Origin of the sequence: Rhizobium sp. YTU87027, from assembly GCF_050644135.1 — a bacterium.
GTDB lineage: Bacteria > Pseudomonadota > Alphaproteobacteria > Rhizobiales > Rhizobiaceae > Rhizobium.
Window position 1 is genome coordinate 809973 of the sequence record NZ_CP098440.1, and the last position, 22748, is coordinate 832720.

Here is a 22748-nt window from a genome sequence, read left to right on the forward strand (position 1 = left end):
TACCTTAGTTCGTAGTTGCCGGAAGCTGCTATGATTCTCCCCGGCGGTTCTCGGTTCTGTTCGCCAGGGAGGGTGCATGCTGACGAGTTCGAGGCATAGCCTTGTGGAAGTAACCGAAGGGTTGCTGAAGCCGCTGAACAAGAGCGAGCTGAAGCTTGCCCAGACGGACCTCCAGAAGATCGGCAAAAGCGAGCCGGCCGTGGCGGAGATGCTCAAGGCGGAAGGCGCACTTCGCGACTTCGTCACCGCCGCGCTGACCCTGTCCCCCTTTCTGCGTGACATTGCGAACATCGATACGGCAATCCTCGCAACCGCGATTTCAGAGCCGCTGGAGCCGCGCATAGAGGCCCTAATCGCAGAAGCGCGCGCATGCTGGAAACCGGCAGCAGGCGGCGAGGCGCTGAGTGAAGCCGAAGTCATGAGCCATCTGCGCATCATCAAGCGCAAGGTTGCCTTTCTTGTCGCCCTCGCCGATCTCGCCCGCGTGTTCGACGGCCGCGTGACGACCGCCTGGCTGAGTCGGCTGGCGGAAGCGTCTGTCGGGGCGGCGATCGATCACCTCCTGCTCGCGGCTCACGATGGACGTAAAGTGACGCTGAAGACCGTGGCAGCTCCAAGCGAGGGCTCGGGGTTGATCGTCCTCGGCATGGGCAAGCTTGGTGCCTCCGAGCTCAACTACTCGTCGGATATCGATCTGGTCGTATTCTTCGACGAACAGGCGGGGATCGTCGCGGATCCCGACGCCGCGATCGAGATCTTCCCGCGGTTGATGCGGCGACTCGTACGGATCATGCAGGAGCGGACGGCGGATGGATACGTCTTCCGCACCGACTTGCGGCTGCGACCCGACCCGGGATCAACTCCGCTTGCGATCCCCGTCGACGCGGCGATGATCTACTATGAGGGTAGGGGGCAAAATTGGGAGCGTGCTGCCTTCATCAAGGCGCGCGCGGTCGCTGGCGATATCCAGGCTGGCGAACAGTTCCTGCGCGGGCTCGTTCCTTTCGTTTTCCGCAAGTATCTCGACTACGCGGCCATCGCCGACATTCATTCCATCAAGCGGCAGATCCATGCTCACAAGGGTCATGGCGCGATCGCCGTGAAAGGTCATAACGTAAAGCTTGGCCGCGGCGGCATCCGTGAGATCGAGTTCTTCGCGCAGACGCAGCAGCTGATCGCCGGCGGCCGGATGCCAGCACTTCGTTGCCGCGGCACCGAAGAGACGCTGGGGGAGTTGACAAAGGCGAAGTGGATCGACGAGGAGACCCGCGACGAGCTGACCGAGGCCTATTGGTTCCTTCGTGACGTCGAGCATCGCATTCAAATGGTGCACGATGAGCAAACGCATCTTCTTCCGGAGACAGAAGCCGACCTGAAGCGCATCGCCTTCATGATGGGCTTCGACGACACGCCGAGTTTTGCCACGCGGCTGGTCGAGGTTTTCAAGACGGTCGAGCGGCGCTATGCCCGCCTGTTCGAACAGGAAACCAAGCTCTCGACGGGAACGGGCAATTTGGTTTTCACCGGTCAGGGGGATGATCCCGATACGTTGAACACGCTGCGCAAGCTCGGCTTCGAGCGGCCCTCCGATATCTCGCGCGTCATCCGCACCTGGCACTACGGTCGCTACAAGGCGACGCAGTCGGTGGAGGCACGCGAGCGCCTGACGGAGTTGACGCCGGAATTGCTGCGCGTGTTCGGTGAGAGCAAGCGCGCCGATGAAGCGATTCTGCGCTTCGATAGCTTTCTCTCGGGCCTGCCTGCCGGCATTCAGTTGTTTTCGCTTCTCGGCAGCAACCCCGCGCTCTTGTCGCTCATCGTCAACATCATGTCGTCGGCTCCGAAGCTTGCAGGGGTAATTGCCGCCAAACCACATGTCTTCGACGGCATGCTTGATCCCGGGCTGATGGCGGAATTGCCGACGCGCGCCTATCTCGCCGAGCGCATCCGCGGCTTTCTGGCGCCTGCGCGGTACTATGAGGAGGTGCTCGATCGACTGCGCATCTTCGCCGACGAACAGCGCTTCCTCATTGGCATCCGGCTGTTGACCGGCGCAATCCGGGGCGCCATGGCCGGCCGCGCCTTCACGCATCTGGCCGATCTCGTCATCGAAGCGGCGCTCGATGCCGTCATGAAGGAGATCAGGACGGCTCATGGTGATTTTCCGGATGGCCGCGTTGCGGTCGTCGGCATGGGCAAGCTCGGCAGCTTCGAGCTCACTCGCGGCTCCGACATCGATATCATCCTGCTTTACGACTACGACGATGAAGCCGCCGAATCCTCGGGCCCCAAGCCTCTCGACGCGACGCGCTATTTCACCCGCATCACGCAGCGACTGATCTCGGCGCTCTCTGCGCCGATGGCCGAGGGGGTGCTCTATGAAGTCGACATGCGCCTCAGACCGTCTGGAAACAAGGGGCCGGTCGCTACTCGCATCAAGTCCTTCGAAAAATATCAGCGGGAAGAGGCTTGGACCTGGGAGCACATGGCGCTCACGCGTGCGCGCCTCGTGTGTGGCGACAAAGAACTGATCAGGGAGGCCGAGCGGATCATCGCCGACGTGCTCCTTTCGAAGACCGATACAGCGAAGATCGCCAAGGACGTGTTGGAGATGCGGGCCTTGATCGAGCAAGAAAAGCCGCCGGCCAGTATCTGGGACCTGAAGCTCATTCCGGGCGGGCTGATCGACATCGAATTCATCGCGCAATATCTGCGGCTAGTGGCCTCCACGAAAGGCCTGCTCATCGAGGAGGACGATTTCAATACGGCGGGGCAGTTAAAGCTCGTCGGCGTGGAATTGATGGACCGCGATGACATGGAACTCTGCCTTGCGGCGCTGTCGCTCTATACTGACATTTCGCAGCTCATCCGGCTCTGCATCGACGGTCTGTTCGATCCGAAGGAAGCGCCGGCGGGCCTGACCGATCTCGTTTCCCGTGCAGGCGACTGTCCTGACATCAAGACGCTTGAGGGAGAGATCAAACGGCTTTCGAAAGCCGTCAGGCAAATATTCCAGACAGTGGTGAGATCTTAGCGGCCGTTGTTCGGGATGTGGAGTGAAATGACGGTGCCGATCGCTTCGCGTGAGCGGATCTTCATTTTGCCCCCGTGAAGCGTCGTCAGCGACCGCGAGATCGCGAGACCGAGGCCAGAACCTCCCTTGCTTTTCGCATACTGGTTTTGCACCTGCTCGAAGGGTTGGCCGATCTTGCCGAGCGCCGCGCGAGGGATACCGATGCCAGTGTCTGCAATCGTCAGCATGACACCGCTGTTGGTGCGGCGCGTGCGAACAGCGATGCGGCCGCCTTCATTGGTGAACTTTACGGCGTTGGAAAGCAGGTTGAGCAGGATTTGCTTAATGGCGCGGCGGTCGGCGGTCAGCCGCATCCCCTCGCAAATGCGCTGCTCGACGAAGATATTCTTCTGTGCAGCCGGGATCGCGGTGAAGCGAAGGCTTTCCTCGATGAGTGGTGCAAGATCGATCGTCTCGCATTCGAGCTTCATGTGGCCTGCTTCGATCTTGGACATGTCGAGAATGTCGCTGATGACGTTCAAGAGGTGCTTGCCGCTGTCATGGATGTCGCGTGCATATTCATTGTACTTCGACGAGCCGAGCGGGCCGAACATCTGATCCTGCAGAATCTCCGAAAAGCCGAGGATCGCGTTGAGCGGCGTGCGGAGCTCGTGAGACATGTTGGCCAGGAACTCGCTCTTTGCCCGGTTGGCGGCTTCCGCGCGTTCCTTTTCGACTAGGTAGTTGGAGTTCGCCACAGAGAGCGCTGACTTCTGGCTTTCCAGAGTCTGGCGGGAAGCGGAGAGGTCGCCGATCGTTGCCATGAGCCGGCGTTCAGAATCGCGCAGACGCTCCTGGTTGCGCTTCAGCAAGGTGATATCGGTGCCGACCGAAACCATGCCGCCGTCGCGGGTACGGCGCTCGTTGATCTGCAGCCAGCGTTCGTCGGCAAGCTGTACCTCGGTTGTGCGGGAATAGCCGGAGCCATCTGCGTCGGCGATGCGGCGCTCGATGACAGGGCGTGCCGCCGCGGCGTTGACGACGTTGCGCTCGGTGCCAGGGACCAGCACGCTGTCGGGCAGCCCATATGCCTGCTGAAAGTGCGTGTTGCACATGACAAGGCGGTCGTTCTTGTCCCAAAGCACGAAGGCCTCGGACGTGCATTCGATGGCGTCAGCCAGGCGTTGGTCGGCCTCGGCGTAGCGCTGGGCGAGGCGATGCTGTTCGGTCACGTCCATCGCGATACCGATCATATGGACGCGGCCTGAGTTGGTGCGGATCACCTGAGCGCGGGCCCGCATCCAGACATAATGACCGCCTGCATGTCGCATGCGGAAGATCTGGTCGACCTGGCCGGCATCGCCGCGGGCAATCGATCGGGCGATTTCATAGACACCGCCGTCCTCCGGATGCATCAGACGTGCCGCATCGCTGAAGCACATCGTCCGGTCTGAACCCGGAAGCCCCAGCATCTCGTACATCGAGCGCGACCAGTAGAATTCGCGCCTGTCGAAATCGAAGTCCCAGAGCCCGCAGCGACCGCGCGACAGCGCGGTCTCGACACGAAGGTTCGACTCCAGGAAGATATCATCGGCGTCACGGGCGCGCTTCACCTGCATGTAATAGGCGTAGAGGATGACGAGCAGGATCGAGGAGATGCCGGCGAAGAGGGTCACGTTCAGCGTGACTTCGTCGCGCCAGAGCTTGCCAATCCGCTCCAGCGATGTCGCTGCGATGACATAGCCGCCGGATTCGCCAATCAGAGTGATTTCGGCGTAGTGTGGGCGGCCGCTGATCGTCGTTTCTATGACGCCGGCGCGATCGCCGAAACGGCGGATCGCTGAGACCTCCGAGAAGAAGTCGCCGACGCTGGAGCCAAGATAGGCCGAGCCGGCTGCCGTTGCTGCGAACACCTTGCCACTCGGCTGCACCAATAGCACAAAGGCGTCATCGTCCAGGCGATCTTGCGGTAGGAAGCGCGCCAGCCGAGCCTGCGCCTGCATGACATCTGCGGTTTCGAATATCTGGTTGGCATCGGAGAAGGCCGCAGCGGCCGTCGCGGCGGCAAGTGCGGTGGAGTGGCGGGCGGCAGCCTCTGTCCTACCGTACTCGGAAACCATCCCGAAAAAGTGCGATGCAGCCACAACCGTAAGGAAGGCCACGATCAGGATCGGAATAATTCGCTTCAGGACGATTTCGACCTGGGAGAGGTTGCGCGAGGACGACAAGGAAGCACGGGAGCGCCTGGCTGAAAAGCTATCACGCCAGGCCAGGAGGCCGTCGAAATCGACACGCAGCCGTCCCTCGGCTGCGGTCGCCCGCCGCACGTTCATCATCTCTTCAGCCTTGATCCCTCGTGTGATTCGCAGCGCCGCTCGCCCGAACCTAACTCAATGAATCATTGGTGATTCGCCTTGTCCAGAGGAAAAGGTAAAAATCTGTTAACCGATTCTAGATGCTGAATTTTCTTTGGCGGTCGGATTGCCGCTGCAAGTGTCGCAGCAGCAATCGACGGCAAATCACCCTTTCAGAGTGCGTTCGACAATGTCGCGGACGTCGGTCGAAAGCTCGGTGGCCCGTTCGATTTCCAGCAGGGCGGCGCGCGCATGATCCTGCCGAACCGGCTCGAGGGAGCGCCAGGAACGCATTGACGTCAGAATGCGGGCGGCCAACTGAGGGTTGCGCTGATCAATGTCGAGAATCTCATGCGCGAGGAAGCGGTAGCCTTCGCCGTCGGCACGGCCGAAGCCAGTCGGATTAGCAAAAGCGAAGGTCCCGATCAGCGAACGGACCCGGTTGGGATTGGTCCTCTTGAACAGAGGGTTCTCCATCAGTTCTTGCACTCGATCAAGCGTACCTTCGCCCGGTATGGTGGCTTGGACGGAAAACCATTTGTCTACGACAAGCGCGTTCTCTGAGAAGCGGTCCTTGAAGGCCGACAATGCTTCGGCAGTTTCGGCGCTGTCCGGGAAGCGATGCGCAAGAACCGTCAATGCATGCAACAAGTCAGTCATGTTGTTGGCGGCATCGAAGGCAGCTCTGGCGCGTGCCGGCGAATTCTCGGCGTAAGCGAGGTAGGTCAGCGCAGCATTGCGCAGCGCGCGGCGGCCGGCACTCGTGGCGTCGGGGCTGAAGGCGCCCGGCGTCGTCATGGAGTCGTAGAGTGCAACGAATGTGTCCCGTCCGGCGTCCGCGACTTGTTTCATCACCGCCTGGCGTCCGGTATGGATCGCGTCCGGATCGTTGTTGCCTCCAAGTTCGCGGGCGATATCAGCTTCGCTCGGCAGGGCGAGGGCTTGGGCGCGGAAGGCGGGCTCGAGGCTTTCGTCGGCCGCGGCGGCCACAAGGGTGTCGACGAATGTTGTTTCAGAGCCGACAGTCTTTCCTTCGCGGGCATCGCGCGCCGCGTTCAGGAGGTTCGGGAGCGCAAGCTCGGTCAGGGCCTGCCAGCGCGCGAAATGGTCCGTCTCGTGGCGTGCAAGCAGCGCCAAGTCGGCGGGCGACTGGTCGAAATGGAGATTGATCGGTGCGGAGAAACTGCGATTGATCGAGACCACAGGCCGCGACGGGATGCCTTGAAATACGACCGTTTGCGTGCGTTCGGTGAGATGCAAAACGTTGCCGGCATATTCCGCACCGTCGACGGAGGCCGGAGCTATGGTGGCCCCATCTTCCGCGAAGAGCTGCAGACTCAGCGGGATGTGCATCGGCTTCTTCTCCACCTGACCGGGCGTCGCGGGGATCATTTGCTCCAGCGAAAGGCTGAAGGTCTTTGCAGCTGCGTCGTAGGAGCCCGATGCAGTGACCAGCGGTGTGCCCGCCTGATGGTACCAGAGCGAGAACTGTGCGAGGTCGCGCCCGCTCGCGTCCTCGAAGCATTTGACGAAGTCCTCGATCGTCACAGCTTGGCCGTCGTGACGATCGAAGTAGAGGTCCATGCCCTTCTTGAAAGTGTCCTTGCCGAGCAGCGTCGCGATCATACGCGTGACTTCGCTGCCCTTCTCGTAGACGGTCGTCGTGTAGAAGTTATTGATCTCGCGATACTTCATGGGCCGCACCGGATGCGCGAGCGGACCCGCATCCTCCGGGAACTGTTCGGATTTCAGGTGGCGGACCTCAGCGATGCGCTTCACAGGGCGCGAGCGCTGATCGGCCGAGAACTCGTGATCGCGATAAACGGTCAGTCCTTCCTTCAGGCAGAGCTGGAACCAGTCCCGGCAGGTGATGCGGTTGCCGGTCCAGTTATGGAAGTATTCGTGGGCGATGATCGCTTCGATGTTCGCGTAATCGCTATCCGTGGCCGTTTCAGGATCGGCAAGGACGTACTTGTCGTTGAAGACATTGAGCCCTTTGTTCTCCATGGCGCCCATGTTGAAGTCGGAGACGGCGACGATCATGAAGATGTCGAGATCATATTCGCGTCCGAAGACGTCCTCGTCCCACTTCATCGACCGCTTCAGCGCGTCCATCGCATAGGCGGCGCGGGGCTCTTTGCCGTGCTCGACATAGATCTTCAGCGCGACCTCGCGACCCGACATGGTCGTGAACGTATCTTCGATGACGCCGAGATCGCCGGCGACCAGCGCGAAGAGATAGCTCGGCTTCGGATGCGGGTCGAACCAGGCGGCAAAATGCTTACCTTCGCCATAGCCGGCGCCACCGAGGAAATTGCCGTTCGACAGCAGCAGCGGATTGGCCGCCTTGTCGGCTATGATGTTGACAGTGTACGGCGCCAGGACGTCGGGGCGGTCCGGGAAATAGGTGATGCGCCGGAAGCCTTCGGCTTCACACTGCGTGCAGTAGATACCGCCGGTGCGGTAGAGGCCCATCAGCTGCGTGTTGGCTTCGGGGTTGATGATCGTCGTTATCGTCAGTTCGAAAGGTTCGGATTCGGGCAGATCGCGGACCGTCAGGCTTTCAGGCGTCGCCGTGTATTGCTCTGCTGACATCTCCATCTGGTCGAACAACAGTCCAGAAAGCACCAGTTCATCGCCATCGAGCACCAGCGGAGCCTTGGGATCTGAGCCTTCGCGGCGGTGGAAGATCAGTCGTGCTTCGACCTTCGTTGCTGTGGGATCAAGTTCGAAGGTGAGATCCACGCGCTCCAGAACGAATTCGGTGGGCTGGTAGTCTGCCAGACTGATGACCTGGCCGGTATCTGTACGCATGGTGTTCCCTGAAGACCTTGAGCGGATGACTGCGTCGTAAGCGGAGTGGGCACTCCACAACAAATTTTGACGGCATGATTACATTAAAGTCTGAACCAAAGTTAAAGCGAAATGACGGCAGCGGAAGATTTGGACGTACCGGGCGCGGCTATTTGGGCGGATCCGTGAGTAGGATTTGAACCGGAGTCCTGCCGATCCACGTAGCTTGTTCGATCATCAGGAAACTTTCCAATTTTCCATCTGTTCATTCGGCGCGACGGCTGTCACAGTCAGGGTGCGTCGAGTCTGGCGCGTCCTCCTGCCTCCAAACAGCAATACAAGAGTTCAAGAGATGCGGCCGGCTACGGGAAACCCGATGAGGGGCATTGCGCTTAAAGTCAGCTCGGTGGTTGTCTTTCTTGCGATGCAGACCTTCATCAAGCTCGCCGGCAGCGATATTCCGCCAGGGCAGGTGACCTTCTGCCGCTCCTTCTTCGCATTGTTTCCGATCATGGCCTACCTCGGCTATCAGGGCCAGCTGCGATCGGCATTCTACACGGCCAATCCGGTCGGTCACCTGAAGAGGGGAACGCTCGGCATCATCTCCATGGGACTGGGCTTCTACGGGCTGCTGCATCTGCCGCTGCCGGAGGCGATTGCGCTCGGTTACGCTATGCCGCTTGTCGCCGTGATTTTTGCCGCACTGTTCCTCGGGGAGACCGTGCGCATCTATCGTTGGAGCGCGGTGCTTTTCGGAATGGTGGGTGTCGCCATCATATCCTGGCCGAAGCTCACGCTTTTTCGCGAGGGCGGCGTTCATGCCGAGCAGGCGATTGGTGCGATCTCCGTGCTGATGGCCTCCGTGCTGGGCGGTATGGCGATGATCCAGGTGCGGCGATTGGTAGAGGAAGAGAAGACGGCGACGATCGTCCTCTATTTTTCGATTACGGCGACGGTCTTCTCACTCGTAACGGTGCCGTTCGGCTGGCAGCTCCTTGATCTGGGGTCGCAATTGTTTCTCATTGCAGCCGGTTTCTGCGGTGGCGTGGCGCAGATCCTGTTGACGGAGAGCTATCGACACGCGGACGTCTCGACTGTCGCTCCGTTCGAGTACACGTCGATCGTGATCGGCGGCGTCATTGCGTATTTTGTGTTTGGCGATGTCCCTGGCCGCAGCACGCTAGTAGGCACTGCGATTGTCGTGGCTGCTGGCATATTCATCATCTACCGCGAACACCAACTCGACCTGGAGCGGCGCGCCGCGCGCCAAGCCGGATCGTGAAAGCCGCGTCAATCTAGCTTTCTGATGGTCTTGCCGGATTTCTCGCGCACTACGGGAGAAATTCAACGAATAGTGACGACATCCGAACGGTTGTTGCGCTCTATGAACTTGACGAAGTTTCATTTATTCGCGAATGCGCATGTTGAGGAAACCGGACGTTGTTGTGCCGGCTTGGTGGCTACAACGGATGAGTGCGCGTCGGGTGAAAAATGCCTTTTAGTGCCGAAGACTTGGTTGCGAATCCGAAATTCATCCTTGCCATTCGTTTCCACGCGGGGCGTATGCGCAGCATGTTCGATGCTGGCCCGCGACTGGCACGGTTGCTTGCTTCCCAGCAACGCTGGCTGCTAACGCAGACTGCCTATGCCCTCGCTATGGAGCGTAATCCCGCTGATCCGACTTCGGGGTTCACGGCCGTTCGGCTGACGGGCGAGATCACATCCCGCAAGGCGGCCAGCCGTAACACCGTGCTGAGCTTCATCGAGGAACTCCTCACCTACCGCTTCATTGCCTACGAACCGGGGGCGGAGCGCCGTCGTCCCCGCCACTTTGAGCCGGCAGAGACCAGTCATCACGCGATGTTTGGATGGCTCGTCTCGAACCTGGGAGCTCTTGATTTGGTGGACGGTGGAAATCGGGTTGCCCATGTTGAGGCTCGCAAGGAATTGGTTCGGATCCTTCAACCGCGTATCGCGCGCAATTGTCTTGAAGATCCGCGGTGGCGGGAACCCACAGATCATGTGGCGCTTTTCCTGTGGAACGACGCCGGCGGTCTGATCGTCGATCACCTGGTATCCCGAATGGATTTACAAGGAGATGACCCCGAACGTGTTGTGGTCGGTCATGTCGACAGCCGCGCTCTTGCGGCGGACTTCATGATATCGCGCACGCACTTGCAGCGGCTTTTTGCAAAGGCAGCGCAGCAAGGATGCATTGGCTGGGATACGGCCGACAAGAAACCCGTACTCTGGATGTCGCGCTCATTCGTCGAACAATACTGCAAGTGGCAAGCGATCAAGTTCGCGTATGTCGATGAAGCGTTCCACTGGGGGACGCGATAGGCCGATCGGCAGGGATGGCGATTTGTGATCGGCCAAGCAATGAGACAAGAGGTCAGCAAATGCCAGCCTTGACCTCAGTATTGCTGAAAATCCGCAAAGATCGCGGCGGGGCGCGCGATGCGGCCGCTTGCGCCGGTGCCGCGAGCAACCATTTGTTCGTTCGTGGCGAAGCCGATGCGGCTGTAGCTTTGCGTTGTGCGACCCTGCTCATTGGCAAGGCGAAGGGTTTCAAACCCACAGTGGATAGGACGAAAACGTGCAGTCATTGCCTTGGTTCCTGTTGATTCCTCCCAAGACACACCGCAATATTGCACTGCAACATGAAGTTTTCAATGCGTTAGAATAAGGGGCAGATATGCGTAAATCGCATAGATAGCTTCATAAAGCATTTATAATTGCCCATTTTGAGAGCAGATTAGAGTGCTGCCAGTTTGGCCTGAAAAGCCAAAAGATCGTTCCAGGCCAGACGCTTGTTGATGGGGGCCGTCAATAGATCTTGTGGATGCAATGTCGCGATCGCAGGAACGACGCGGTTCCCAACCGCGATCTCCCGCCATTGCCCGCGCAAACCGTGAATCGTGTCATTTTCGCCGAAAAAAACCCGCGCGGCGAAATTGCCGAGCACGAGAATTGCCCTCGGCTCGGCAAGCGCGATCTGCCGCTCGATGAAAGGACGGCAGATGTCCATCTCGGCGGTCGACGCAATGCGGTTGCCGGGTGGTCGCCAGGGAATGACCTGTGTCAGCAATATGGTATTGCGCTGCAGACCGATTGCCGCGAGCATCTTGTCGAGCAGTTGCCCAGGTCGCCCGGAAAAGGGCTGGCCTTCACGGTCATCGTCAGCGCCCGGCGCTGAACCGATCACCATGATCCCGCTTGCCGCATCTCCGCTGGCGAAGATCGTCGAGCGTGCACTGTGCTTGAGATTGCATCCATTGAATGCCTCGATTGCCGTTTTCAGCTCCGGCAGCGAGCGGGCGCTCTCAGCCGCGAAGCGCGCCTGCTGAACGGCCTCGCCATCGGGGATCGACGGTTGCGGTCGCTGAGCGGTGCGCTCGGGGGCGGGGGCATTCCTTTGCGTCGCCTGGGCCGCTCGTGACGAGGTTTCCCGGGCTTCGGTGGCCTGCGGGGAGGAGGCCGCACTCCGTCGCGCCGCCTTCATTGCCTCGAACTCGGCGAAGCGGTCGACAGCTTCCACTTCGAGCAACCACTCAACGCCGGCTTCCGCATGGAAATGCAAAAGCGCGGCGAGTTCGCCCGGAGAGAGTTCGTTGACGGAGATCATGACGGCGACTTTAGCGAAGCCGGGACGTCAATGAAAGAGCGCTCTGGCCGCTAGCCGACCTATTGCACTGTCCATTGCGTGATGTCCTCGCGTTCGCCGATCAGTGCCAAGCCATGGGCGATGGATAGCAGTTCGCCACCGGTCTCGATACAGTCTGCGTCGAAGCGCTCGGTGAAAATGCGGCGCACAGCCGGCACGAACGACGTGCCGCCGGTGAGGAACACCTTATCGATCATACCGGATGTCGTGTTTGTCTTTTCCAAGACGTCATCAAGGGCGCCTTCGATCCGCGCGAGATCATCTGCAATCCAGCTCTCGAAGTCGGCGCGCCTGATGGTCCGGTGACCCCCCCGGCCGAGAGGGGCGAAGTCGAAGGCAGCCTCATCGGCGGCCGAGAGCGCCATCTTAGTTGCCGAAACGGCTTGATAGAGCGGGTAGCCTTCGTCGTGATCGACAAGGTCGATGAAGGTCTCAAGCTTTTCGGGTTCGAGTGCCGTGCGCACGAGCTTCTTGAGATCCTCGAATTCGCGCGATGTCTTGAAGATCGAGAGCTGGTTCCAGCGACCGAAGCTCGAATAATAGTTTGTCGGAACTTCAAGGATCTTGTCGAAGCTCTTGAAATGACTCCCCTTGCCGATCTGCGGCGCAACGATGTTGTCGATCATGCGATAGTCGAAGTGGTCGCCGGCGATCCCGACGCCCGAATGGCCGATCGGAGTTGCCGTTAGCTTCCCGCCGACGGTTTCGAACCGGATCAGCGAATAGTCGGTCGTACCGCCGCCAAAGTCGGCGACCAGCACGGTGGCATCGGACTTCAGGTTCTGCGCAAAGTAGAACGCAGCGGCCACCGGCTCATAGACGTAGTGAACCTCTGGAAAACCGAAGCGGGAAAGCGCCTCATTATAGCGCTCGGTCGCCAGCGCAGGATCCGGGTTCGCGCCGGCGAAATGCACCGGACGACCGGTAACGATGCGGGTAACATCTGACGGCCAGTTGTCGCCGGCATAGTTGCGCAGGCGACGGATGAAGACCTCCATCAGATCCTCGAAGCTGTGGCGCTTCGCGTAGATCAGGGTGCCCTGAAAGAGCACGCTTGCCGCAAAGGTCTTGATCGACTGCAGGAACCGGCAATCGCCGGGATTGTCGATGAATTGCCGGATTGCCGCGTGTCCTGCCTCGACCTTCAGCGCGGATGCGCCGAGTTGCGAATCCTTCATGAAAGACAAGGCAGTGCGCATGCTATCGGCGCTGCCGGCGGCACTGGTGAAGGCCAGTGAATGCGTTGTCTGCCCGTTTGCCGTGGCCAAAACCGTGTTCGTTGTGCCGAAGTCGAATCCCAGCGCCTGAGCCATGCTCGCACCTCATCCTGCCGATTATGTTTTGAGATCGGAGGTCAGCCTCCGCAAAGGCGCGGAACGGCGCGCCCGAATTCGAGGAGGGCGCGTAATGCCACAGGGGCCGCCTTTATTCAAGGCTTGAAGCGAAAAATGCTGCGGGCGCCAATGGCGCCCGCTCGTTCTTTACTCAGCCGCTATGGCCTGAGGCATTTCCTCACTGTGCGTGGTTTTCTTCTTGCGCCCGAAGCTGAGGAGCCAATCGCTGAGCTTGCCCATCTCGACAAAAATTACCGGGGTGATGAACAGCGTTAGCGCTTGCGATACGACAAGACCGCCGACAACGGCAATGCCGAGTGGTTGGCGAAGTTCGGAGCTTGCACCACTCCCGAGAGCGATCGGAAGCGCACCGAGGAGGGCGCAGAAGGTCGTCATCATGATCGGGCGGAAACGTCGGACGCAGGCTTCGTGGATCGCTTCCGATGGCGACATGCCGCTGCCTGAGCGCAGATTCTCCAATGCCACGTCGATCATCATGATCGCGTTCTTCTTGACGATACCGATCAGCATCAGCAGGCCGATGAGAGCGATGATCGAAAGATCGAAGCCCATCACCTTTAGTGCCAGCAAGGCGCCGAGTGCCGCGGCCGGCAGGCCTGAAAGAATCGTCAACGGGTGGATGAAGCTTTCGTAGAGAACGCCCAGCACAACATAGATCGTCAGCACAGCCGCCAAGATCAGCAGCGGGGTGTTGCCCTGAGACTGCTGGAATATCTGCGCGGTGCCGCCGTAGGACGTGAAGACGTCCGCGGGCATGTTGATGTCTTTCTTGATCTGGTCGATCGCAGCCGTTGCGTCGCCGAGCGCTTCACCTGCAGGCAGATTGAACGACACCGTTGTTGAGACAAGCTGGCCGGTCTGGTTGATGGTCACTGGCCCTGTCGTGCGCTGGACCGTCGCAAAGTTCGACAAGGGAACCAGGGCGCCACTGTTGGACGCGACGCGGATTTCCTGAAGCTTCTGATCGTCCCATGGCTTGCTGGTGTCATATTCCACAATCACGTCATAGCTGTCGCCGGTCGACTGGATCTGAGCCGCCGTATATCCGCCAAAGGCTTCCTGCAGCGTCGTACGCAACTGTCCGTCGGTGATGCCGAAGGCGGCCGCCTTCTCGGTGTCAACAACGATATTGGCTTGCAATGCGTTGTTCTGCGCATCGGAAGCCACGTCAGTGAAACGCGGGTCGGCGCGCATCGCCTGCTGGATCTTGTTTGCCCAGATGTTCGTCTGATCGGCGCTTAGTGCCTGGACGACCAACTGGTATTGGCTTGCTGTCTGGCGGCCGCCGAAGCGAAGGCTCTGCTGCGGCGTTATGTATGCCTGAAGGCCCGGGATCTTGCTGATGCTCGCTCGCAACTCCCTCAAGGTCTGATCAAGCGGCGGACGCTGATCCTTGTCCTTGAGCTCGACGTACATGGTGCCGTTGTTGAGGGGGCTGCGTGCATTGCCGCCGACAATCGACATCACGTGGTTGACAGCGGGGTTTTGCTTCACGAGTGCGGCGGCCTGGTTCTGCAGTGCCTGCATCGCTGGATAGGAAATGTCCTGACGGGCGCGCGTCGTGATGCTCAGGCGGCCGATATCCTCGGTGGGGAAGAAGCTCGAGGGCAGCGTCATGAACAGGTAGATGGTCAACCCGACAGACGCCACGAACAGTGCAAGAACCGTCGGGCGGTGCTTCAGGCACCAGCCGACCGATCTCTCGTAGCCTCTGAGCGTCCGCTCGAAACCGGCGTCGAACCAGCGGATGAAGAACGGCGGCCGCTCGTGGGCGCTACCGAGGCGCGACGCCAACATCGGCGTCACCGTGAGCGAAACGACTGCAGAGGCGACGATCGCAATGGCGACGACCATACCGAACTCGTTGAAGATACGGCCGACGACGCCGCCCATCAGCAGGATCGGGATGAAAACGGCGATCAGCGAAACCGACATCGAAACGATCGTGTAGCTCACCTCGCCTGCACCCTTGATGGCCGCATCGAGAACCGGCATTCCCTCCTCGACATGCCGGAGAATGTTTTCCAGCATGACAATCGCGTCGTCGACCACAAGGCCGACGGCAAGCGTCAGTCCGAGCAATGAGATATTATCGATACTGTAGCCGAGCACGTACATCATGCCGAAAGTGGAGATCAGCGATAGCGGTACGGCGAGCCCAGGAATGATTGTCGCCGTCAGATGGCCGGTGAAGAGATAGATAACCAGGACGACGAGGCCGATCGTCAGGAGGAGCGTGAATTTAACGTCCGCTATCGCGTCCTTGATTGGTTGCGCGGAGTCATTCATGACCTTCGTTGAAACGGAGGCCGGAATCTCTGCATGCAGGCCCGGCAACTTCGCTCTGATCGCGTCGACAACCTCAACGGTGTTCGCATCGGGCTGACGTTGAATGGCGAGAATGATGCCGCGGTTGCCATCGTACCAGCTGCCGGTATTCAGATTTTCGACGCTGTCTTGCACGTCGGCAACATCGCCGAGATGGATCGGCGCGCCGTTTGGATTGGCAATAACGAGCGTGCGGAATTCGTCGGCGTTGGTACGCTGGGTGTTGGCGTTGATCGTCATGCTCTGGGTGTCGTTCTGCAGAGAGCCGACGGGAACCTGGCTGTTGGCCGCGACCAGCGCCTGGTTAACCGTGTCGATGCCGATGCCGCGGTTGAGAAGCTTGCTTGGATCAACCTCGACGCGGACCGCATAGGTTTGTGCACCGAATACCGAAACCTCGGCGACGCCCGGAAGGGTCGAAAGGGACGGCGAGATAATGTCCTCGGCAATCTCATCGAGCTTGCTACGCGGCATGGTATCGCTCTGCACGGCAAGCAGCATGACCGGCGCATCGGCGGGGTTCGTTTTCCGGTAGCTTGGCGGCGTCGTCATGTTATCGGGTAACTGCCGCGTCGCGTGCGAGATTGCTGCCTGAACGTCCGCGGCTGCCGCGTCGATGTTGCGATTGAGGTCGAACTGCAGAACGATGCTCGTATTGCCGAGCGAGTTCGTGGCGCTGATTTCGCTGATGCCGGGAATGGTCTGGAACTGCTTGATCAGCGGCGTCGCAACCGAGGTCGCCATCGTCTGCGGCGAGGCGCCTGTCAGCGCCGCTGAAACGTTGATCGTCGGGAAATCGACCTGCGGCAGGGCTGCCACTGGTACCAGCTGATAGCCTGCAAGACCGGCAAGCACGAGGCCGATGGCAAGTAGCGTGGTCGCGACAGGACGTCGGATACAGAAATTCGGTATCATTCTTCCGTGCCCGCTGTGATGGTTTCGGTCTTACCCACGGCCTGGTCCGCGGAGGCGACGTTCAAAGCCTTGTCGTCGAACTGTTCCTTCACCGGCTGCTGATCAACCAGCTGCGCCTGTCCTTCGATGATGACGTGATCACCCTCGGAAAGGCCCCGTGAGATGGCGCTGAAGCCGCCGTTCGCGCGGGCCACGGTGACCGGGGTCACCTGAGCCTTGCCATCGCGCACCACAAGCGCGAAGAAGCCGTCGGCGCCCGGGCTGACTGCAACGGTCGGGACGACGACCTGCTGCTCATTGTTGTTGAAGTGGACAACGATGTTGACCGACTGGCCGGGCCATAACACGCCCGTCGCGTTCTCAAACTTTGCTTTCGCGAGGATGGTGCCGGACGCTGGATCGACGGTGTTGTCGTAGAAGCTGATATGGCCTTGACGTCGCTTGCCCTTGTCGGACTGGGGAACAGTGCTGACATCAACCGGCCCCGCGGCGAGGGCAAGCTTCAATTGCCTCAGGTCACGTTCCTGAAGGTGGAATTTCACATAGATCGGATCGTACTTTGCGATCGTTACGATCGCCGAGCCGGCGTTCACGAAGGCACCGGGGCTCACCGAGATATCGCCGAGGCGTCCATCGAAGGGTGCGCGGATATCGGTATGCTCAAGCAGGACCTGATCGGCGGCGAGCGCCGCCTTATCCGCCTGAACCGTGGCCGCCGCCGTGTCGCGCGCCGCCTTCGCCTGATCGTAGCTTTGCTGTGTGCCGGCCTTCGAGCTTAGCAGGTCATTAGCGCGCGCCAGCGCCGTTTCCGCTTCCGCCAGGGTGGCTTGGTCGCGGACGACCATGGCGCTGTCCTTGTCGACCGTTGCCTGTGCCGTGCGTGCATCAAGCTCCGCGATCAGGTCTCCCTGTTTGACGGTGGCGCCGTCCGATGCGAGGATCTTCGTAACGATCCCCTGTTCCTGGGCCGCGATCGTCGTGTTGTCGTCCGCATCAGCCCAGCCGGAAGCCGTGACGTCTCGGGGCAGGGTAGTCTTCACCGCTGCAACAGTCTTGACCAGCGTCGGCCCGCCGTTGCGATTGCGGCCCTTGCCGCCCTTCTGGTCACCGGACTGTGATGCGCCGCCCGCCGTCTGGTGGCTGCCATCGGCGGCATCTGCCTGCTGTGCCTTGGGTAAAAACTGCGAAAGGTAAGGGATGCGTTCCCTGTATTGCCATACGCTAACGCTGGCAGCAGCGACGATGCAGACTGTGATAAATAATTTTCTCATATGCAGGACCGGTTTGGGGCAAGTTGCGCGGAAATCCAGGCTCTATTGAACCACGTTTATTACGGCGCAAAAAAGACACAATTATCGGACCGACCATCACTAAGTGGTTATAATGGCTTAAATTTTTGTAATGAAAGAATGTGCTTAAATGATATTTCTTGAGCATCGGCAATGTGGGGTAGCCCACACTTTTGGGAATTTCTCCTTTTCAATCAGACGGATCGCGCCGCGCCGCCATCGCAGCGCACAAGACTGCCTGTAATGTAGCTCGCCGGCTGGCTGCAAAGAAAGGCGGCGGTCGCAGCGAACTCCTCGACCGTTCCGTAGCGGCCCATCGGAATCGCGGCTTGCTTTGCGGACCGGATTTCATCGAGGCTCTTACCGGTCCGCTTGGCAGCGGCGCCGTCGAGATCGTCAAGGCGGCCCGTCAGGATGCTACCGGGGAGTAGCAGGTTTGAGGTGATTCCAAAGCGCCCGATCTCCGTTGCCAGCGTCTTGCTCCAACCGGCGAGGGCGGGGCGCAGCGTGTTCGAAAGCGCGAGGTTGGCGATCGGTTCGATGACGCCGGACGATGCAATGGTGAGAATGCGCCCCCAGCCTTGTTCCTGCATAGATGGCAGCAGTGCATTGGTGAGCGCAATCACACGCAGGACCATGGAGAAGAAATAGGTTTCCAGCTTCTCGGGCGTCATATCCTGCGTCGTCCCCGGTGTCGGGCCGCCGCTGTTGTTGACGAGGATATCGACGCCGCCAAGCTTGTCGTACGCGGCGGCGGTTACGGTCTCTACGAAGTTCTCATCGGAGAGATCGGCCCAGATCCAATCCGCCTTGCCATGTCCTTCGGTATTGATGGCGCGGCAGTTTGCCTCCAGCGTCTCGCCACTGCGCCCGCAAAGCAAAACATTCGCGCCCTCACGCGCCAAAGCTACGGCGATGCCATGACCCAATCCGCGCGACGATGCCAGAACGAGTGCGCGCTTGCCTTTGATGCCAAGATCCATGCTAATTCCTCCAGTCGTCGGTCTCTCTATACGGTGCGCCGACCGGAGACGAAAGCGGCGTGCACCATTTGTTTATTATTTGACGTTTACGTAAGACGAATATAATTATTTGGCCCCAGAAATGCTGTTGCGCGAATTGGAGGATTCACTGTCGTTTCCCGGCTCGACAATAGCCCTCTGTTTTGACAAGAGATAACCCGATCACGGGGAATATGGCCGCAATGTCGGCCGAGCGGAGATGGATGCATGACCGATACGACTGAACTGCCCGAACGCGAAAGCATGGAATTCGACGTTGTAATCGTCGGCGGCGGGCCTGCGGGGCTGTCGGCTGCGATCCGTCTGAAGCAGGTCAATCCGGAGCTGTCGGTCGTCGTGCTGGAGAAGGGTGCCGAAGTCGGCGCGCATATCCTGTCGGGAGCCGTTGTCGATCCGATCGGTATCGATCGCCTACTGCCCGGCTGGCGCGAAGAGGCCGATCATCCGTTCAAGACCGAGGTGACGGACGACCATTTCCTGGTACTCGGTCCGGCCGGCTCGGTGCGTCTGCCGAACATGCTGATGCCGCCGCTGATGAGCAACCACGGCAACTATATCGTCTCGCTTGGTAACGTCTGTCGCTGGCTCGCCACCAAGGCTGAGGAACTCGGCGTCGAGATCTATCCGGGCTTTGCCGCGACCGAAGTGCTCTACAACGACGAAGGGGCGGTCATTGGTGTCGCCACCGGCGACATGGGCATCGAGAAGAACGGCGAGCCCGGCCCGAACTACACGCGCGGCATGGCGCTAACAGGCAAATATGTGCTGATCGGCGAAGGTGTGCGCGGCTCGCTCGCCAAGCAGCTGATCGCCAAGTTCGATCTGTCCAGGGATCGCGAGCCGCAGAAATTCGGCATCGGCATCAAGGAACTCTGGCAGGTCAAGCCCGAGCATCACCGCCAAGGTCTGGTGCAGCATTCCTTCGGCTGGCCACTCGGCATGAAGACCGGTGGCGGTTCCTTCCTTTACCACCTCGAAGACAATCTCGTTGCCGTCGGCTTCGTCGTCCACCTGAACTACAAGAATCCCTACCTCCATCCCTTCGAGGAATTCCAGCGCTTCAAGACGCATCCTTCGATCCGCGGAACCTTCGAGGGGGCTAAGCGGCTTTCCTATGGCGCACGCGCGATCACCGAGGGCGGCTGGCAGTCGGTGCCGAAGCTCTCCTTCCCGGGCGGCGCGCTGATCGGCTGTTCGGCCGGCTTCGTCAATGTGCCGCGCATCAAGGGCAGCCACAATGCTGTGCTGTCGGGGATGATGGCGGCGAACCGCATCGCCGCTGCGATTGCCGCCGGTCGCGCCAATGACGAGGTGGTTGAGATCGAGACCGACTGGCGTTCAAGCGACATCGGCAAGGACCTGAAGAAGGTGCGCAACGTCAAGCCGTTGTGGTCGAAGTTCGGCACGGCTGTCGGCGTTGCACTCGGCGGTCTCGACATGTGGACGAACCAGCTGTTCGGTCTGTCGATCTTCGGCACGCTGAAGCACGGCAAGACCGATGCCGCCTCGCTGGAACCGGCCGCCAAGCACAAGCCGATTGCCTATCCGAAACCGGACGGCGTCTTGACCTTCGACCGGCTGTCCTCGGTGTTCCTGTCGAACACCAACCATGAGGAAGACCAGCCGGTACATCTCAAGGTCAAGGACATGGGCCTGCAGAAGCGGTCGGAGCACGATATCTATGCCGGTCCGTCGACGCGCTACTGTCCGGCAGGCGTCTATGAATGGGTTAAGAAGGACGGTCAGGAGACCTTCGTCATCAACGCCCAGAACTGCGTCCACTGCAAGACCTGCGATATCAAGGACCCGAACCAGAACATCAACTGGGTCCCCCCGCAGGGCGGTGAGGGACCGGTCTACCCGAATATGTAAGAGGCAGGCATGAGCAATGCCTGCATCATACGGCAGGCGCGTCTCGATGAACTGCCGCGCCTGACTGAGATCGAAATCGACGCCTTCGCGACGCTTGCGGAGGCGCTCGGTGTTGCCAGGGAAGCGCACGCGCTACCGCAGGACGTATTGCGAGGGTCGCTCGACGCGAGCCTGCTGCTCGTTGCCACTGATGACGACGATCGTCCGGTTGGCTTTCTCGCGGCGGAGGACATCGAGGGCACGCTCTATGTGATCGAACTGGACGTCTGCCGGAATTGCCAGCGCAGAGGTGTCGGGCGGCATCTGATGTCGGCTGCGATCGAGATGGCCCGGCGACGCCAACTATCGTCTCTGACGCTGACCACTGATCGCCACGTTCCATTCAACGCGCCTTTCTATGCTTCCCTCGGCTTTGTGGCACTGAGCGCCGAAGTCTTACCTCAGTTCCTACGGAAAAAACTGGATCACGAAGTCGCTGTTGGGATGGACGCGGAACGGCGCGTCGCGATGGTTCTCACCCTTTGAGATTATAGCGACGCCTGACTGACAATAGAATGAGCCGGCGGATTGGCGCCGGCTCAAACCGCTGGGGCACTACTATCGGCGCGACGCGATACCGGTTGAGAGCGCTACGCCGAGTCCGGTGATAATGGCAGCGGCAATCTCTGCGATGCCGATTTCCTCACCCAGCAGCATGCCGCCGCCGATCGTTGCCAGGACCGGCGTGATCGCCGTGAAGGCCGCTGCCTGTGTGCCGCCAAGCGCATGAACAGCGAGACCATAGGCGACGGTCGCGGCAAGACCGGAAAGAACGCCCTGGCTCAACACCTGCAGCCCGATTTCGCCTAGTGGCGCGCTGGCAATCGACGTGCCAAAGACGATGGCCAGAGCGATATGGATCAGGAAGGACCAGACCGCGATGAGCGCGCTGGCCTGGACGGCAGTCAGGCCGGAGCGGCGGAAGGCATGTGTGTAGCTTGCCCAGAGAATTGCTCCCATCGGCAGCAGCACGAAGCTGCTCCACGGTAGGGTCGCGCCGGCAAGGCTGCGAACCAGCAGGATGGCGACGCCCGCGACGATTGCGGCCAGGCCGAACACGCGCATGACATCAGGCCGTTCCCGGAAGACGATGACGCCGATCACCGCAGTTGCTAGCGGCATGGAGCCGCCGAGCAGAATGCCGGCCGCAGATGCCGGGGTCGAATGAATGGCCGACGTGGTCAGCTGAAAGAAGACGGCGCCCGCGCCGGCAATCATCGTGACAAGCAGACCGAGCGGCACACGCTTCGGCAGCAGTCCGGTCTTCAGCCAGACAGGAGCGAGAACGAGCGCTGGAATGCCATAGCGGATCAGGCCGATGTCGATCGTCCCAAGCTGTGTCGCCACGCTGTGGCGGGTCGCCAGGATCCACGTCGCCCAGATCAGGACTGTGACAACGGCGCCCGTATATCCGACTGACGTCGAGGTGGGTTTTTCATTGGTGAAGGCAACGACGCTCATCGATCTCTCCTCTTGTGATCGTGCGGACTGCTGTCCGGTTGAGAGAAGAGTAGGCGGAAACGGCGAGGCATGTCCTTGCTATTTGTGCCGCCAGAATACTAGTGTGAGCAACTATATGCCAAAAGACTAGGGAGATTTTTTCGATCATGCCAAATCTTGATAAATTCGATCTGGCGATACTGAAGTGCCTGCAGGAGGATGCGCGGGCAACGAACGTGGAGATTGCCGAGAAGGTCAATCTGTCGCCGTCGCCCTGCTTGCGTCGAATCCGCAATCTTGAAAAGACCGGCGTCATCCGGGCCTACCGTGCCGACATCGACCGCAAGGAAGTCGGCCTCGGCCTGACGGTTTTCGTCGAACTCAAGGTCGCCCATCACAGCCGCGAGAATGCGCAGGCGCAGGAGGCGGCATTGCTCGCCATTCCCGAAGTGGTCTCGTGCTTCCTGATCTCAGGAACGGCGGACTTCCTGGCCGAGGTCGTGGTCGAGGACCTCACGGCCTATGAGCGGCTGCTGACAGACACGCTGCTGACCTTGCCGAATGTAAGCGACATCCGCTCGAACTTCGCCATTCGCAGCATGAAAACCCATGGAGCGTTGAAGCTGCCCGAGCCGAAATGAAAACGGGGCGGATCAGGCCC

At 60.0% G+C, this 22748-nt stretch carries 15 protein-coding genes; 6 read left to right on the forward strand and 9 right to left on the reverse strand.

Annotated elements, in window-relative coordinates; genetic code table 11:
* The first annotated feature begins 76 nt into the window (after positions 1-76).
* Positions 77-3034, forward strand: a complete 2958-nt coding sequence (locus NBG89_RS04085; RefSeq protein ID WP_431321829.1) for a bifunctional [glutamine synthetase] adenylyltransferase/[glutamine synthetase]-adenylyl-L-tyrosine phosphorylase — start codon at positions 77-79, stop codon at positions 3032-3034.
* Here the strand turns inward: NBG89_RS04085 and NBG89_RS04090 are convergent.
* Positions 3031-5349, reverse strand: a complete 2319-nt coding sequence (locus tag NBG89_RS04090; RefSeq protein ID WP_431321830.1) for a PAS domain-containing sensor histidine kinase — start codon at positions 5347-5349, stop codon at positions 3031-3033. The two genes, NBG89_RS04085 and NBG89_RS04090, sit on opposite strands and share 4 nt — an antisense overlap.
* Before the next feature lie 183 nt (positions 5350-5532).
* Positions 5533-8181 (reverse strand): aminopeptidase N, encoded by a 2649-nt coding sequence (gene pepN, locus NBG89_RS04095; RefSeq protein WP_431321831.1) that lies wholly within the window; start codon positions 8179-8181, stop codon positions 5533-5535.
* Between the two features lie 331 nt (positions 8182-8512).
* Between pepN and NBG89_RS04100 the strand changes: the two genes are divergently transcribed.
* Together NBG89_RS04100 and NBG89_RS04105 are read left to right on the forward strand one after the other, a co-directional pair.
* Positions 8513-9442 (forward strand): DMT family transporter, encoded by a 930-nt coding sequence (locus NBG89_RS04100; protein WP_431321832.1) that lies wholly within the window; start codon positions 8513-8515, stop codon positions 9440-9442.
* A 209-nt stretch (positions 9443-9651) separates the two neighbouring features.
* Entirely contained in the window at positions 9652-10503 is an 852-nt protein-coding gene (locus NBG89_RS04105; RefSeq protein WP_431321833.1) for a hypothetical protein, read from the forward strand.
* Positions 10504-10577: 74 nt separating this feature from the next.
* On the opposite strand, the gene NBG89_RS04110 is transcribed toward NBG89_RS04105, so the two are convergent.
* The 6 genes from NBG89_RS04110 to NBG89_RS04135 all read right to left on the reverse strand — a co-directional run bounded on the left by NBG89_RS04110 (position 10578) and on the right by NBG89_RS04135 (position 18697).
* A complete protein-coding gene (locus NBG89_RS04110; protein WP_088704467.1) occupies positions 10578-10769 on the reverse strand; it encodes a hypothetical protein in 192 nt (63 codons plus the stop codon).
* 149 nt (positions 10770-10918) lie between these two features.
* On the reverse strand, positions 10919-11788 hold the full coding sequence (locus NBG89_RS04115) for a uracil-DNA glycosylase (RefSeq protein WP_431321834.1): 870 nt from the start codon (positions 11786-11788) through the stop codon (positions 10919-10921).
* 59 nt (positions 11789-11847) lie between these two features.
* Entirely contained in the window at positions 11848-13140 is a 1293-nt protein-coding gene (locus NBG89_RS04120; protein WP_431321835.1) for an Hsp70 family protein, read from the reverse strand.
* Positions 13141-13308: 168 nt separating this feature from the next.
* Complete coding sequence (locus NBG89_RS04125; RefSeq protein ID WP_431321836.1) at positions 13309-16425, reverse strand: efflux RND transporter permease subunit; 3117 nt, start codon at positions 16423-16425, stop codon at positions 13309-13311.
* Complete coding sequence (locus NBG89_RS04130) at positions 16422-17696, reverse strand: efflux RND transporter periplasmic adaptor subunit (protein ID WP_431321837.1); 1275 nt, start codon at positions 17694-17696, stop codon at positions 16422-16424. The genes NBG89_RS04125 and NBG89_RS04130 overlap by 4 nt, the downstream gene beginning before the upstream one ends.
* A gap of 212 nt (positions 17697-17908) precedes the next feature.
* On the reverse strand, positions 17909-18697 hold the full coding sequence (locus tag NBG89_RS04135; protein ID WP_431321838.1) for an SDR family oxidoreductase: 789 nt from the start codon (positions 18695-18697) through the stop codon (positions 17909-17911).
* A 246-nt stretch (positions 18698-18943) separates the two neighbouring features.
* Here NBG89_RS04135 and NBG89_RS04140 point away from each other — a divergent pair, with 246 nt between their 5' ends.
* Both NBG89_RS04140 and NBG89_RS04145 read left to right on the forward strand, forming a co-directional pair.
* Entirely contained in the window at positions 18944-20608 is a 1665-nt protein-coding gene (locus NBG89_RS04140; RefSeq protein WP_431321839.1) for an electron transfer flavoprotein-ubiquinone oxidoreductase, read from the forward strand.
* Positions 20609-20617: 9 nt separating this feature from the next.
* The gene (locus tag NBG89_RS04145; RefSeq protein WP_431321840.1) at positions 20618-21133 is read left to right on the forward strand and encodes a GNAT family N-acetyltransferase; all 516 of its coding nucleotides are present in this window, start codon (positions 20618-20620) and stop codon (positions 21131-21133) included.
* A 72-nt stretch (positions 21134-21205) separates the two neighbouring features.
* Here the strand turns inward: NBG89_RS04145 and NBG89_RS04150 are convergent, their stop codons facing one another.
* On the reverse strand, positions 21206-22108 hold the full coding sequence (locus NBG89_RS04150) for a DMT family transporter (RefSeq protein WP_431321841.1): 903 nt from the start codon (positions 22106-22108) through the stop codon (positions 21206-21208).
* 146 nt (positions 22109-22254) lie between these two features.
* Between NBG89_RS04150 and NBG89_RS04155 the strand changes: the two genes are divergently transcribed.
* Positions 22255-22728 (forward strand): Lrp/AsnC family transcriptional regulator, encoded by a 474-nt coding sequence (locus tag NBG89_RS04155; protein WP_431321842.1) that lies wholly within the window; start codon positions 22255-22257, stop codon positions 22726-22728.
* Positions 22729-22748: the final 20 nt, after the last annotated feature.